This window comes from Piscirickettsia litoralis (assembly GCF_001720395.1).
Classification (GTDB): domain Bacteria; phylum Pseudomonadota; class Gammaproteobacteria; order Piscirickettsiales; family Piscirickettsiaceae; genus Piscirickettsia; species Piscirickettsia litoralis.
In genome coordinates this window covers 2,571,189-2,584,417 of record NZ_MDTU01000001.1, presented here as the reverse complement: position 1 = coordinate 2,584,417, position 13,229 = coordinate 2,571,189, and the positions used below count along the sequence as shown (strand labels likewise).

Sequence of the window (13,229 nt, the reverse complement as noted above, 5' to 3'; positions counted from 1 at the left end):
TAAAACCAACGTTTCTCACTTCAATACTTAAGGTATTGATAAGCAATCTTTACATCGATTGCATTTGAGTGTGCTTTCTAAGATAATACTTCTCTTGATGTACTCCAATTTTATACGATCATACGTAGGTAAGCCAAAGTGACCAAGCAGTTTGCAGCTGTGCCGATGAAGCATATCGGCCCAATTTTAATAAAAGGTTCAGAACTAAACACCGAAGTTCGTGTGCCTATGGCTACGTTTGAAACCACCCTTTGGCCGTCCACCGCCCGTGGTGCCAAGCTCTCACGCCTTTGTGGTGGCATCGACACGATGATCTTAAGCGATAATATGGCGCGCGCAATTGCGGTCGAGGCACCAACCAGCCGCTATGGCTATGAGGTAATAGCAAGCCTTAAAGAACGTCAAGAAGAGATTGCTGCTGTCGTTCAAGGCTCTAGCCGTTTTGCTAAATTCGATGAGCTAAATACTCGCTTAGTCGGTAATATACTTTATATACGCTTATCAATTCGTCCAGGCGATGCTTCTGGCCATAACATGGTGACCAAATCTGCCGATGCTCTTATGCAATGGCTCTTAAAAGAATACCAAAAACTACGTTATGTTTCCGTATCTAGCAACTGGTGTACCGATAAAAAAGTCTCTGCAGTCAATGGGCTATTAGGGCGTGGTTTGCATGTCGTCAGCGAGTTAATCATTCCTCGTGATATTTGCCAAAAACACTTACGTACAACACCCGAGCTTGTTCGTGAATTACACATGAAAAAGAATTTAACCGGCAGCATCGTCTCCGGTGGTTTACTGTCTGCTAATGCCCACTTTGCTAATATGCTGCTAGCAACTTATCTGGCGACAGGCCAAGATGCTGCTAACATCGTCGAAGGTTCTCAAGGCTTAACGCATGTTGATGTCCTCGCCGATGGCGCTTTGCACTTTTCCGTGAACTTACCGAATATTATTGTCGGCACCGTTGGCAATGGTAAACACCATGAGTTCGTCACGGATAACCTCAATGCTTTAGGCTGTAATGATTCTGAGGCCGAAGCAGGAGTCAATCGCCGTCGCCTTGCCATGATCATTGGCGCAACGGTGCTGTGTGGAGAATTATCACTGATGGCAGCACTGACCAACCCAGGCGAGCTAATGCATAGTCATGTCGTCTTCGAACGTGACAATCGTCATACTATGAGTGGAAACTAACATGCAACAGGTTGGAATCGATACCCTCGGCTTTTACACGCCAAACTTCTACTTAGACATGCAAGAGCTAGCTCATGCTCGTAATATAGAGATAAAAAAACTCCATGTTGGCTTAGGCCAATACCAAATGGGGGTACCTGCTCCTGACGAAAGCATCGTCACTATGGCAGCCAACGCCGCCGAGAAAGCGCTGCGAGATATTGATATCAATACCATTGATACTGTGCTATTTGCGACGGAAAGCGGCATTGACCAATCGAAAGCCGCTGGTATTTATGTTCACCAGCTATTAAAACTTCCTGAGTTTTGCCGTGTTATCGAATTAAAGCAAGCTTGTTATAGCGCCACCGCCGGTTTGCAGATGGCAACAGCGATGCTGCAACAACAACCCAATAAAAAAATCTTATTAATCGCTGCTGATATTGCCCGTTATGGCCTAGGTAGCACGGGTGAGTCCTCACAAGGTGCCGGTGCGATTGCGATGGTGCTTTCAACCAATCCACGCCTGATTCGCATCGAGCCTGGCAGCGGTTATCACACTCAAGATGTCATGGATTTTTGGCGACCAAATTACCGTGACGAGGCGCTGGTCGAAGGCAAGCACTCAATAGAACTCTACCTAGAAACACTGAAAAAATCATGGCAACGTTACCAAGAAGTCACCGGGCGTGAGCACTCTGACCATGATCAGTTTTTATATCATATTCCGGTACCCAAACTCGCCGAAAAAGCCCATCAGAAGCTGGCGATGCTCAATAAGCAACCTCGACCCACTAAGCAGATACTAGAAGACGAAATTGGCACAAGCCTAAGTTATAGTAAGCAAGTCGGCAATTGCTATACCGCATCTTTATACATCGGCCTACTTTCACTGCTGGATTTAAGCAAAGACGACTTAACCGGTAAACGCCTTGGTTTTTACAGCTATGGTTCAGGCTGTGTTGGTGAGTTTTTCAGTGGTATTGTCCAAGAAGGCTATCAAAACGTTTTACAAACAGCTGACAATCAGGCGATGATTGCTAACCGCACTGCACTTAATATTACAGATTATGAAAAATTCTATAGTTTTAACTACCCTAAGGATGGCTCAAGCTTAATTATCCCAGAACACACTACAGGACGCTATCGCCTCTCTGGCTTTAACAACCACAAGCGCATCTACCAAGCCACCGCTGATAAAGCCCCTGAAGAAGTCCACGTGCGTGCTCCAGGCAAGCTTATCTTAAGCGGTGAGCACGCCGTTGTGCACGGCGCACCGGCCATTGCCATTGCCATCAACCGCTATACAACAACAACGGTCAGCAAACAACAGCAAGATTTAAGTTTTCACTTTGAAAGCTTAAAGCACAAAAGCGAGCATACTTATGACAAATTACGCGAGTTAAAGCATCGCGTTAAGCGCGCCCATCATCGCTTTATGAACGGCGAGCTTGGCATTCGTGAAGTCTTGCAAAAGCCCTTTGAGCTCTTACAATTCACGGCTAGTCATAGCATCGATATGATCAAGCCCTCGAAACTCGCGCATGGTGCGAATATTCATACTGAATCTGATATCCCCATCGGCTGCGGCATGGGATCCTCTGCTGCCGGAATTGTTAGCTTGAACTATGCCATGTCGACCTTTTTCAAACAAAGCGTTTCAGATAAAGAGCAATTTGAGTTAAGCCTTACTGCCGAAAACATGCAACATGGACAATCTAGCGGTATCGACGTGATGATCAGCTTACACGGTGGTTGCCGGCAATTTGAGCAAGGTGAAGCGAGAGCGCTTCCCACGCCAACGTTCCCTTTGATGGTCATTAATACTGGCACACCACAAAGTACAACCGGAGAATGTGTAGAGGTTACACGTCATTATTTTGAAAATAATCCAGCGTTAACCGAACAATTTGCGGTGATTACCCGCCAATTTGAGCAAGCGATTACCAACCAAGATCAAACTGAGTTCACAAATTCCATCCGCGCTAATCATAGATTACTCTGTGAGCTTGGTATTGTCCCTAATAAAGTACAATCTTTAATCGGTGAGCTAGAAGAAGCGGGGGCTGCCGCAAAAGTGTGCGGTGCCGGCACAATAAAAGGCGATCAAGCAGGCATGGTGCTTGTTATTAGCAATGATCACGACTCAGTCAATACAATCGCCAAGCAATATGGTTATCAAGTAGAACAGATCGAAATTAGCAATCACGGCGCCGAATGTCTGTCTTAATTAAAGCCTCTGCTCCGGGTAGCTCGATTCTACTCGGCGAGCACGCCGTATTAGCAGGCAAGCCGGCCCTTGTTTGTGCACTCGATAAACGTATATCCGTCTCGCTTGAAACACGAGATGATCAACAAATCATTATTAATTCCGAGCTTGGCCATTATCAAAGCACGCTCGACCAATTAGAAAACCAGTCTGAATTTCGCTTTGTCCTCGCAGCGGTTCAGCAAATTAAAAACTCATTAAAATTCGGCTTTAATCTGGATATCCAAGCTGATTTCAAAGCTACGGTCGGTTTTGGCTCTTCTGCCGCGGTCACCGTCGCCACTCTAGGTGTATTATTGCGTTACAGCGAGCAAGAGCTAAAGCTCGAGTTATTATTTAAACTCGCCCGTAATGCCATACTGCTTGCCCAAAATAACCGTGGTTCAGGCGCTGATGTTGCTGCCAGTGTTTATGGAGGTATCGTTCACTACCAAACAAAGCCCCTCATACTGAGCCCGATAAAAACAAATTATCCATATATCCATTTAATCTATTCAGGCAATAAAACAGCCACGCCAAACGTTCTTGCTCAAGTTGCTAAAAACTTTGAGGACAAACCTGATGAGCTAAATCATATTTATCAAGCAATCGGCCAATGCAGCGAACAAGGCTTAAACTCGCTCATCAGCCAGCAAGGCTGGCCCAACTTGATAGAGCTTGCCACAGCCATGACATCTCAACAAAAGCTGATGAGTAAGTTGGGTGTTAACACCGAAAAATTACAACATATTATTGATCATCTTAATAATGATCCTAATATATTAGCGGCTAAAATTTCAGGCTCAGGCTTGGGAGATTGCATTATTGCTTTAAGCCAAACGGCTGATACTCCACAATTAACAACTGTACAAGAACAGCAAGGCATAGAATATTTGCCTGCCATAATTTGCCCGACAGGTTTTACGTTTTGATGACTAAACAAGATTATATTCGCACCTTACTTGGTGCAGACTATCATGCACAAGGTGTAGGCCAGGCCTTTGCCCCAGCAATATTGCCTTGGTGAAATATTGGGGTAAGCGCCAAACCGAATTAAATCTACCGCTCACTGACAGTTTATCGATTAGTTTGGGCCATTTGGGTGCAAAAACCTCGATTCAAGAATGTGAAAACCAAGATGAGTTTATTTTAAATGGCCAAGCTATAGACCAGCATCATAAGTTTTCTGAACGGCTCAAAGCCATGCTCGATCTTTTTCGCCCGACTGACAATACTTATTATCAAGTGAGCACCATAAGCAATATTCCAATTGCAGCAGGACTCGCCTCCTCAGCCTGTGGCTTTGCTGCCCTGATTCTCGCCTTAAATGATCTATATCAATGGCAATTATCCAACCAAAAGCTCTCGATACTCGCACGCATCGGCAGTGGCAGTGCCTCACGCTCTATCTATCATGGCTTTGTCCACTGGCAAGCCGGAACACTCGATAATGGTGATGATAGCTATGCATATCGGCTCGAGCAAGAATGGCCAGAGCTTTGTATTGGCTTACTGATCTTTGAGTCTGGTGAAAAGATTATGAGTTCACGCGCAGGCATGCAACATACCATAGCCACCTCACCCTTATATAAAAGCTGGCCCAAAACCGTTCAAAATGATATGACTGCCATGCAAAGTGCCATTAATAATCGTGATTTTAATGCTCTCGGCCAGATTGCTGAGGGTAACGCTATGGCCATGCATGCAACCATGCAAAGTGCTCGCCCAGCACTCATGTATTCAACGACTGAGACTATCGGCGCCATGCAAAAAACCTGGCAAGTGCGCCAAGAAGGTTTAAACCTCTACTTTACTCAAGATGCCGGACCTAATTTAAAATTATTGTTCCAAGAAAAAGATCAAAAAAATAATCCAAGATATTTTTCCTAATTTAACCATTATCCAGCCCTTTAAGGACCTTACTTCGTGAGCTTTTCAGACTATGTCATCCTCGTTGATGAAAACGACAATGAAATTGGCACCGATGAGAAAATGAGTGCCCACGAAAACGCATTATTACATCGTGCATTCTCGGTATTTATCTTTCGGAAAAAATAAAGACAATCGACTCGAATTACTTATACAGCAGCGTCAAGCACAAAAATACCACTGTGGTGGGCTCTGGACGAACACTTGCTGCTCTCACCCTCGCCCAGGTGAATCTGTTACAGCAGCAGGTGAAAGGCGTTTAGTTGAAGAGATGGGAATTACCCAATCACTCACGGCTGTCGGTCATTTTACTTATAAGGCTGAATTTTCGAACGGCTTGACCGAATATGAATATGACCATGTCTTAATCGCCGAATTTAATCCACAAGAATTTACAGTCAATCCAGTAGAGGTCGATGATTATCAATGGATAACAATTCCAGAATTAATCAACACGCTTAAAAAGTCTCCAGAGCACTATACCCCATGGTTTAAGCCTGCCTTAGACATTGCACTAGAGCAGGCAAAAACAGTTTTAGAATATAAATAATTAAAAACATTTTAATTTCAACAAATCTAAACGAGTATTCCAAGCTCCCTTGCAATCGTTGCCGTTCGCGTATGGCTATTTTTCTGCGCATACTGACAAAATATCTCAGAATCGCTAAAAGTAGGAGTTATTGGGTCTTTTACTGCTTGCTTACTGCGACTATAGCCATAAATTTCTTTTAATAACCCAATGTCTTTTAAATTCCCATTATATTTTCGTAAAAGCTGATAAGCTTTACCAGTCCGAGTGCCATCTATACCAGGCTGCTTAAGCTTTTTATTTAACCTATCTAAGTCTTTAATATCAGAACTCTTAGATTTAAATAAAGAATTTTGTGCTTTATATAAGGTATTATAAATTTTTTTAAATGCTTCCCAATCTTTTCCCTTAGCTAATTTATATTCTGGCGTTGCACTTTTTTCGCTAGTCACTTCAAAGTGTCGTATCACAGGTTTATGGTCACTGACCTGCTTTCCTTCTTTATTCTGAACATCGATCACCCGACATCCTAGCCCCTGCACAGTCTTTGCTTTACTTTTAAGCCCAATATTATCAAGCACACCAACATCAGCTGTCCCACGTTTAGGCTTATATTTAATCTCTCCTTTGCTTTTGCGTTCATGATAAGTAAACTTATCTAGCTGATTAAACTTAATATCATGCTTATTAAAGTGAGACACTTTCCCTCCTGAGATAGGATCATGATTTTCAATCAATTTATTTTCTTCTTCCTTTCTAAGCACTGCCCGCTTACGTTTAGTATCTATTGTCTGTAATGATTCACTATTTAGCCTTTCGTTTAAATCTCCCATAAAAATAATATTATCAAGTTTTTTCCCGTCTACACCCTGGAGTAAACGCTTAGTCTCCTGCGCCCGTTGCTTTTGATCATTAGAATCTAAATGGCAGCCAATCACACCTATTTTCTGATCACCTATTGTTAAAACTGCATATAACCCCCCTTTATTAAGGTTATTGCCACGTATTGTTCCCGGGGGAGTAATATGGTCAATAGAAACATGAACACCCGGCTTTACAATAATGCCAAGATGAGTTCTAGGAATATTACCAAAATAAGTCAATGGATTTTTTGGCTTTGTCACAACACGAAAATCATTTTGATGCAACACTTGATATTTTTCGCCTTCGTGCGCCATCCTCTTCGCAATACGGTCAGATAGTGTTCTATTTCCCCATGTCCGTTTGGCTTCTTGAGTACTCACCAAAATAACATCGGGACTCGATGATTTGTCTCTCTTTAAGCTCTCAACCAAAGTATCAACACTATCCGGTCCAACGTTTTCATTTCCCATATTCCAAGTGAGCGCAGTAACTTTATATTTACCCATACAACCTAAGCCTCTTACTACAGCAAAGTACAACAGTACGGTCTATGTAATCACCATAAACATATAAAAACAACGACAATAACACTAAAATTTTTCAGCTTTTGACATTAAGAAAATATTAAATAGTACTATCGGTACTCTAACGATATTTAAATCTAAGTCTTAGAACAAATAAAATAAAGGTGATGCATTTTATTGATTTCTATGGTGATCACGCATCCATTTGATTGCTCAGTTAAATAGCCTTGTCAAACTTGAATTTATTGCTGAATAAACCAATCACCGCATCATGCATCTTTTCACACTTCAAAAAGCAAATGGATACATGACCGGATACATCACCAAAGATGCTTTAGTTATTATTATTCGGTTAAAAAAGCTAAAACGGCGAAACTTACCAACCTAACTTATTACTTTAATTCCAACTTTTCAGATAAAATGCAAGCTCATGCTCAACTTCACATATTTGACCTTCACGTTGATAGGTCGGCCAGCTTGCCTTAATCCGCACCGAGCTATCTACAAACCCTGGAATAACCTCACCCCAAGGCTCAGGCGAACAGTCAGTGTGGTCATGTTTTAATGGGTTTACAATATCTACATAACAAAGCTGCTGAAAATTAAGGCTGAGTGCATGTGTTTTAAATTGCTGATACATATCTAAAATAAGATCTTTTTGTTGTACTTTATCATTGGGCAAGAAATAGCCCATATACCAAATATTATCAGGATAATAACCTGCTTTTGTGAATTGATCGATTAGATCAGCCGAGAAATAATCTCGCAATAAATACCTAGAGTCTAAAGGTAATCCCGCAGCAACAAGATTTATTTCACCAGAGTTATCGCAACGATGTATAATCACTAGACTTCGATAATCATTAACATACATCGTATCAGAGGGGTTAATTTTTTGGTCTTCAAAAGGTGCATACCAGTAGGGAAAACCTTTTAAAAACTCACCACAGCAGCGATGCAATTTCGGCAATAATTCAACAATATCCAAGCCCTGATAATATTGAATCATATCTCGCTCCTTACAATAAATAAATAGCTTATTATTTCCAAAAATTATGCGACCACATCATCCACTGCTCAGGGTGGCAAGTAATCGCAGCAGATAAGCGGTCCATCACATTTTGCAGCACCGCCTTAACTGTTGTATTTTTGTCAACTTCTTGGTTTCGATAGTGGTCAAGCTCTATTTTTTGTAAGCAAATATGCGTTTTACCATCAATCACCGGTGTTGTAACGACAATAATCGGTATTTGCGCCTGCATTGCCATTTTTACAGCGACTGGCGAAATCGAAGCTTCTCGGTTAAATAAATTGATTTTTAGCCCATGCTTTTTTGGTCGCTGATCAATCACAACAACAGTTAATAAGCGTTTTGCAGTTTTATATTGCTTCAATAAGGTTTTCTTTATGCCCTGCCCTGCAGGATAAAGTTTTACTTTTCTGATCTTAATTAAAAAGCGATCAATATAGTTATTCGCAGGTTTGTTATAAAACGCTCCCACCGTCAGCTCTGGCTTTGAGCGAAAAAATGCCGATAACGCTTCCCAATTACCATGATGGGCAGCCACAATCATTGCACCCTTTTCATCATTTTTTATAATATCATCAATTAAATATTCATTTTCAATGACGAGCTCTGAATAAAGCTTTTTCTGAGCGATATTCGTCAACATCACTTTTAAGGTATGTTTTAAGCTTCCTTTTAAAATAACTTTATACTCATCATCTGATTTTCCGGGAATCGACTTGGCAATATTGTCCATCATAAAACCAAAGCGTTTTTTAACCAGCGAAAGGTATAATAAGGGGAAAAGTAAAGCGCTCGTAGCACGAACGCCTAACACTCGAGTCAACCCAACGATAAATAACAACCCACCATAGGCAAGTTTATCTGAAAGTGTATTTTTTTCTGCCATCACTATACTATGCCTTCAAGAACACTAAATTTAGATTTTTAAATGTAAAATAAAAATCATTCAATACAAACAACACCGAGCAGTATATCACTGTGAAATTACAAAGAGATTACATTAACCTACAGAATATGTTAAGTGTATATTCACATCCCTTGGCCCATTGGGCAACTAACCCGTAAAAAAGTTCATTGAAAAAGAACACCAACAGAAAATATAACTCGTTAGGACAACCACTGCCAAAGCAGTAAGAAAATAGGTAACCCTGCCACAACACCATCGAGGCGATCAAGTACACCACCATGTCCAGGCAAAAATGTCCCACTATCTTTAATACCACGCTGACGCTTTGCCATACTTTCTGTAAGGTCTCCCAATACGGAGACCAAAGAAACACAAGTGGCAATCACCAGACTATCGACGATGGCTAATTTAAAAATAAAGTGCAATAAAACCAACCCAATCACAGCAGAGCAAATAACACCACCGGCAAGCCCTTCCCAACTTTTTCCAGGGCTAACCGCAACTGCAAGTTTGCGCCGACCAAAAGCACGACCGGTAAAATAAGCACCAATATCAGCCCCCCAAATCAAGGCCATTGCAGCAAGTAACAAGCCGGCACTTTGATTGTAAATATTTAATAAGGCAGCAGCAGCAGGTAATAATATAAATAACCCAGCAATAAGCCGTATATTCGCCCCTTTCGCCCAGCATTTTGTCGACGTCGGGTAACTAATCACTGCCACAAGAGCAACACACCACCAAACTAGCGCCAATAGCAAAAAAAGCGGAGTGAATTTGATTGCAGGATAGGTCAGTATCAACACAATGGCACTATAAGCAAAGCGCGTTTTTAGTGATTTTAATGTCGATAAGTTCGACCATTCCCAAGCTGACCAAAAAATAATTCCTAAAATAATCACAGTAAATAATGGCTTAGGGGCCGCAAAGAAGAGCAAGAGTGCGAAAATAATTAATAAAGCACCCGTTAAAACACGTTGTTTTAGCATATGTTTAATTACTCACCGATTTGCTCTGGCGTCTTGCCAAAACGTCGTTGTCGATTCGAAAAATCTGTAATCGCTTTATCCAATTCGGCCTCATCAAAGTCCGGCCAGTGGACATCGGCAAAATAAAGCTCAGTATAAGCCAACTGCCACATTAAAAAATTACTAATGCGCAACTCGCCGCTGGTGCGAATAAAAAGATCAGGGTCAGGAAGGTGTGCTGTTGAAAGATACTCTGAAAGCATCTGTTCATTAATACTCTCAGTGGTTAAATCACCCAACTGCACAGCGCGTGCTATTTTCAAAGTCGCATTAGTAATGTCCCAACGGCCGCCATAATTCACCGCAACAACCAATTTCATACCCGTATTTTCAGCGGTTTTCTCAGCACCCGCCAATAATTTCTTACGTAATTTTTCAGATAGCGCCGATAAATCACCAATAAATTCCAAGCGGATATTGGCATTTTGTAAACGTTTTAACTCTCGGCTCAATGTCCAAGAAAATAGCTCCATGATCAACTTAACTTCACGCTCAGGGCGATTCCAATTCTCGCTACTAAAAGCAAACAAAGTTAATGCCTCAATACCACGTTCAGCACTCGCTTTGACAATACGGCGTACTGTCTCAGCGCCGGCGCGATGACCTGCGGCACGAGGCAGCTTTCGAGAGGTTGCCCAACGACCATTACCGTCCATAATAATTGCGATATGTTTTGGAATCACCTCAGCGTTCATGGAGCTCATCTATCCTTTAAATCTCTATCAGTTCTTTTTCTTTGACCTGAATCGTAGATTCAACATCATTAATGAATTTATCCGTTACTTTCTGCACGCGATCTTGAGCACGACGCTCATCATCTTCACTCATCTCTTTTTGCTTAAGCAAATCTTTAAAACGATTGTTCGCATCACGACGAATATTGCGAATCGCAACACGTGCATTTTCAGCTTCACCTTTAACAATCTTCACAAGATCACGACGGCGCTCTTCTGTTAATGGTGGTAACGGCACACGAATCACTTGACCGGCTGATGCGGGGTTTAAACCCAAATCCGAGGTCATAATTGCTTTTTCTACGGCGGCAACCATGGTTTTCTCCCAGGGCACAACCTGCAAGGTTCGCGCATCAGCAATAGTCACATTAGCAACCTGGCTCAATGGCGTATCGCTGCCATAATAATCCACAGTAATATGCTCTAGTAGACTAGGATGTGCACGGCCTGTACGAATTTTCGCTAAATTATCACGCAATGCATCCAAGCTTTTTTCCATGCGCGCTTGGGCATCTTCAATTATTTGCTCTATCACTTTTTATTCTCCACCACTGACTAGCGTACCTTCATCTTCACCTAAAATAACACGAAGAAGAGATTTTTCCTTAAAAATATTAAAGACTCGAATTGGCAACTGGTGATCACGACATTGGCAAAAAGCCGCTAAATCCATCACCCCTAGCTCTTTTTTCAAGGCTTCTTCATAGCTTAAAAACGAATAGCGCTTTGCCTTTGGATCTTTTTCAGGGTCTGCAGTATACACACCATCAACACGTGTCGCTTTTAATAGCAGATCAGCTTCAACTTCAATACCACGCAAGCTTGCTGCCGAGTCTGTTGTGACCAGCGGGTTACCTGTTCCAGCAGCAAAAAGTCACCGCTCGTCCTTCGGACAAGTGGTGCATTGCCTTACGACGATCATAATGATCGACCAAACCGCTCATAGGAATCGCTGACATAATCCGCGCCGGCACATCAATGCGCTCTAACACATCACGCATTGCCAACGCATTGATCACTGTTGCCAGCATTCCCATATGATCACCGGTCACACGGCTCAGGCCGGCTTCAGAAAGGGCAACTCCTCGCAAGAAATTGCCTCCTCCAATCACCAAACCGACCTGCACCCCCAAAGCCATCACTTGCTTAATTTCATGGGCAAAACGTTCTATTGTCCTCGGTGAAATCCCTGCCGGATTTGTCCCCATCAAAGATTCACCGCTCAATTTCAATAGAACACGCTGATATTTCAGCGCTTGTGATGTCTCTGCTGTCATGGATTAGCCTCCTTGGACAGTTTTCATCACTTCTGCAGCAAAATCGTCTTCTTTCTTCTCGATGCCTTCACCGACTTCAAAGCGCACAAAACCAAGAACCTTCGTGCCACGCTCTTTTAGGTATTGGCCCACTTTCACATTAGGATCAATCACAAACGGCTGACCGACTAAGGCGTTTTCCGCTAGAAACTTATTAATACGACCACCCATCATTTTTTCAACGATGTTTTCAGGCTTACCTGCCATATCAGGTTGCGCTTTGATGATTTCTTTTTCTTTTTCTACCACTTCAGCCGGCATGTCTTCTGGGTTAACCACCATTGGATTAGAGGCTGCAACATGCATCGCCACTTGCTTAGCAAGCTCGGCATCACCATCTTCAAGCTCAACGGCAACACCAATACGCGCACCGTGTGTATACGCACCAATCACACCATTACTTTCGATGATTTGAGCGCGGCGCACAGAGATATTTTCACCGATTTTAGCCACAAGTGCCGTACGCTTCTCTTCAACCGTTTGGCCATCAGCCACTTTAACGTCACCTAATGCAGCAACATCAGTTAAGCCTTGCTCTAACACTAACTCACCAATTTCATTTGCAAATGCTAAGAAGCTTGCATCACGCGCAACAAAGTCAGTCTCACAATTAACTTCCGTCACTGCAACTTTTTTGTTGTCAGCAGAGGCTTTAATGATGATCACGCCTTCTGCCGCCACACGGCCCGCTTTTTTCACTGCTTTAGCAGCGCCTGATTTGCGCATCTCTTCGATTGCCGCTTCAATATCACCTCCTGTCGCAGAAAGTGCTTTTTTGCACTCCATCATGCCAGCACCTGTACGTTCACGTAATTCTTTAACCATTGCAGCAGTAATTGCCATCGTCTTAATTCCTCTTTAGATTACTCAATTATTTAACGAAAAAGAGGGGTCCTAAAATAAGCCCCCTCTTTGAAATCAAACTCAGCGAAATTCGCTCACCCTAA

Annotated in this window: 12 protein-coding genes and 1 pseudogene; 5 read left to right on the top strand and 8 right to left on the bottom strand. The window is 42.4% G+C overall.

Annotated features, from left to right (window positions below; all coding sequences use genetic code 11):
- Positions 1-138 precede the first annotated feature (138 nt).
- The 5 genes from BGC07_RS12870 to BGC07_RS12850 all read left to right on the top strand — a co-directional run bounded on the left by BGC07_RS12870 (position 139) and on the right by BGC07_RS12850 (position 5,903).
- Positions 139-1,197: a hydroxymethylglutaryl-CoA reductase gene (locus BGC07_RS12870; RefSeq protein WP_139121696.1), complete on the top strand. Its 1,059-nt coding sequence runs from the start codon at positions 139-141 to the stop codon at positions 1,195-1,197.
- Between the two features lies 1 nt (position 1,198).
- On the top strand, positions 1,199-3,406 hold the full coding sequence (locus tag BGC07_RS12865) for a hydroxymethylglutaryl-CoA synthase (protein ID WP_069313437.1): 2,208 nt from the start codon (positions 1,199-1,201) through the stop codon (positions 3,404-3,406).
- Positions 3,394-4,356, top strand: a complete 963-nt coding sequence (locus BGC07_RS12860) for a mevalonate kinase family protein (RefSeq protein WP_069313436.1) — start codon at positions 3,394-3,396, stop codon at positions 4,354-4,356. Before BGC07_RS12865 ends, BGC07_RS12860 begins: the two co-directional genes overlap by 13 nt.
- A gap of 91 nt (positions 4,357-4,447) precedes the next feature.
- Positions 4,448-5,314 (top strand): diphosphomevalonate decarboxylase, encoded by an 867-nt coding sequence (mvaD, locus tag BGC07_RS12855; RefSeq protein ID WP_235603189.1) that lies wholly within the window; start codon positions 4,448-4,450, stop codon positions 5,312-5,314.
- A gap of 106 nt (positions 5,315-5,420) precedes the next feature.
- Complete coding sequence (locus BGC07_RS12850; protein ID WP_235603188.1) at positions 5,421-5,903, top strand: isopentenyl-diphosphate Delta-isomerase; 483 nt, start codon at positions 5,421-5,423, stop codon at positions 5,901-5,903.
- 26 nt (positions 5,904-5,929) lie between these two features.
- Here BGC07_RS12850 and BGC07_RS12845 read toward each other — a convergent pair whose 3' ends face one another.
- The 8 genes and pseudogenes from BGC07_RS12845 to tsf form a co-directional block, all read right to left on the bottom strand.
- Positions 5,930-7,252, bottom strand: coding sequence for an exonuclease/endonuclease/phosphatase family protein (locus tag BGC07_RS12845; protein WP_069313435.1), 1,323 nt, complete (start codon positions 7,250-7,252; stop codon positions 5,930-5,932).
- A gap of 415 nt (positions 7,253-7,667) precedes the next feature.
- Positions 7,668-8,279 (bottom strand): hypothetical protein, encoded by a 612-nt coding sequence (locus BGC07_RS12840; RefSeq protein WP_069313434.1) that lies wholly within the window; start codon positions 8,277-8,279, stop codon positions 7,668-7,670.
- 31 nt (positions 8,280-8,310) lie between these two features.
- Positions 8,311-9,186 carry a lysophospholipid acyltransferase family protein gene (locus tag BGC07_RS12835; protein ID WP_069313433.1) on the bottom strand — a complete coding sequence of 292 codons (876 nt, stop codon included), beginning with the start codon at positions 9,184-9,186 and terminating at the stop codon, positions 8,311-8,313.
- A gap of 221 nt (positions 9,187-9,407) precedes the next feature.
- A complete protein-coding gene (locus BGC07_RS12830; protein ID WP_069313432.1) occupies positions 9,408-10,193 on the bottom strand; it encodes a phosphatidate cytidylyltransferase in 786 nt (261 codons plus the stop codon).
- A gap of 8 nt (positions 10,194-10,201) precedes the next feature.
- On the bottom strand, positions 10,202-10,927 hold the full coding sequence (locus BGC07_RS12825; protein ID WP_394332123.1) for an isoprenyl transferase: 726 nt from the start codon (positions 10,925-10,927) through the stop codon (positions 10,202-10,204).
- Positions 10,928-10,943: 16 nt separating this feature from the next.
- Entirely contained in the window at positions 10,944-11,501 is a 558-nt protein-coding gene (gene frr / locus BGC07_RS12820) for a ribosome recycling factor (protein ID WP_069313430.1), read from the bottom strand.
- 3 nt (positions 11,502-11,504) lie between these two features.
- A pseudogene (pyrH, locus tag BGC07_RS12815) lies at positions 11,505-12,243 on the bottom strand (UMP kinase).
- A 3-nt stretch (positions 12,244-12,246) separates the two neighbouring features.
- Positions 12,247-13,125 carry a translation elongation factor Ts gene (gene tsf / locus BGC07_RS12810; RefSeq protein ID WP_069313429.1) on the bottom strand — a complete coding sequence of 293 codons (879 nt, stop codon included), beginning with the start codon at positions 13,123-13,125 and terminating at the stop codon, positions 12,247-12,249.
- Between the last annotated feature and the right edge of the window lie 104 nt (positions 13,126-13,229).

Bases quoted from the DNA above. Each gene is read 5' to 3' on its own strand.
- BGC07_RS12865 (WP_069313437.1), top strand. From the start codon at position 1,199: ATGCAACAGGTTGGAATCGATACCCTCGGCTTTTACACGCCAAACTTC.
- BGC07_RS12860 (WP_069313436.1), top strand. From the start codon at position 3,394: ATGTCTGTCTTAATTAAAGCCTCTGCTCCGGGTAGCTCGATTCTACTC.
- tsf (WP_069313429.1), bottom strand. From the start codon at position 13,125: ATGGCAATTACTGCTGCAATGGTTAAAGAATTACGTGAACGTACAGGT.
- BGC07_RS12845 (WP_069313435.1), bottom strand. From the start codon at position 7,252: ATGGGTAAATATAAAGTTACTGCGCTCACTTGGAATATGGGAAATGAA.
- BGC07_RS12840 (WP_069313434.1), bottom strand. From the start codon at position 8,279: ATGATTCAATATTATCAGGGCTTGGATATTGTTGAATTATTGCCGAAA.
- BGC07_RS12825 (WP_394332123.1), bottom strand. From the start codon at position 10,927: ATGAACGCTGAGGTGATTCCAAAACATATCGCAATTATTATGGACGGT.
- BGC07_RS12830 (WP_069313432.1), bottom strand. From the start codon at position 10,193: ATGCTAAAACAACGTGTTTTAACGGGTGCTTTATTAATTATTTTCGCA.
- BGC07_RS12835 (WP_069313433.1), bottom strand. From the start codon at position 9,186: ATGGCAGAAAAAAATACACTTTCAGATAAACTTGCCTATGGTGGGTTG.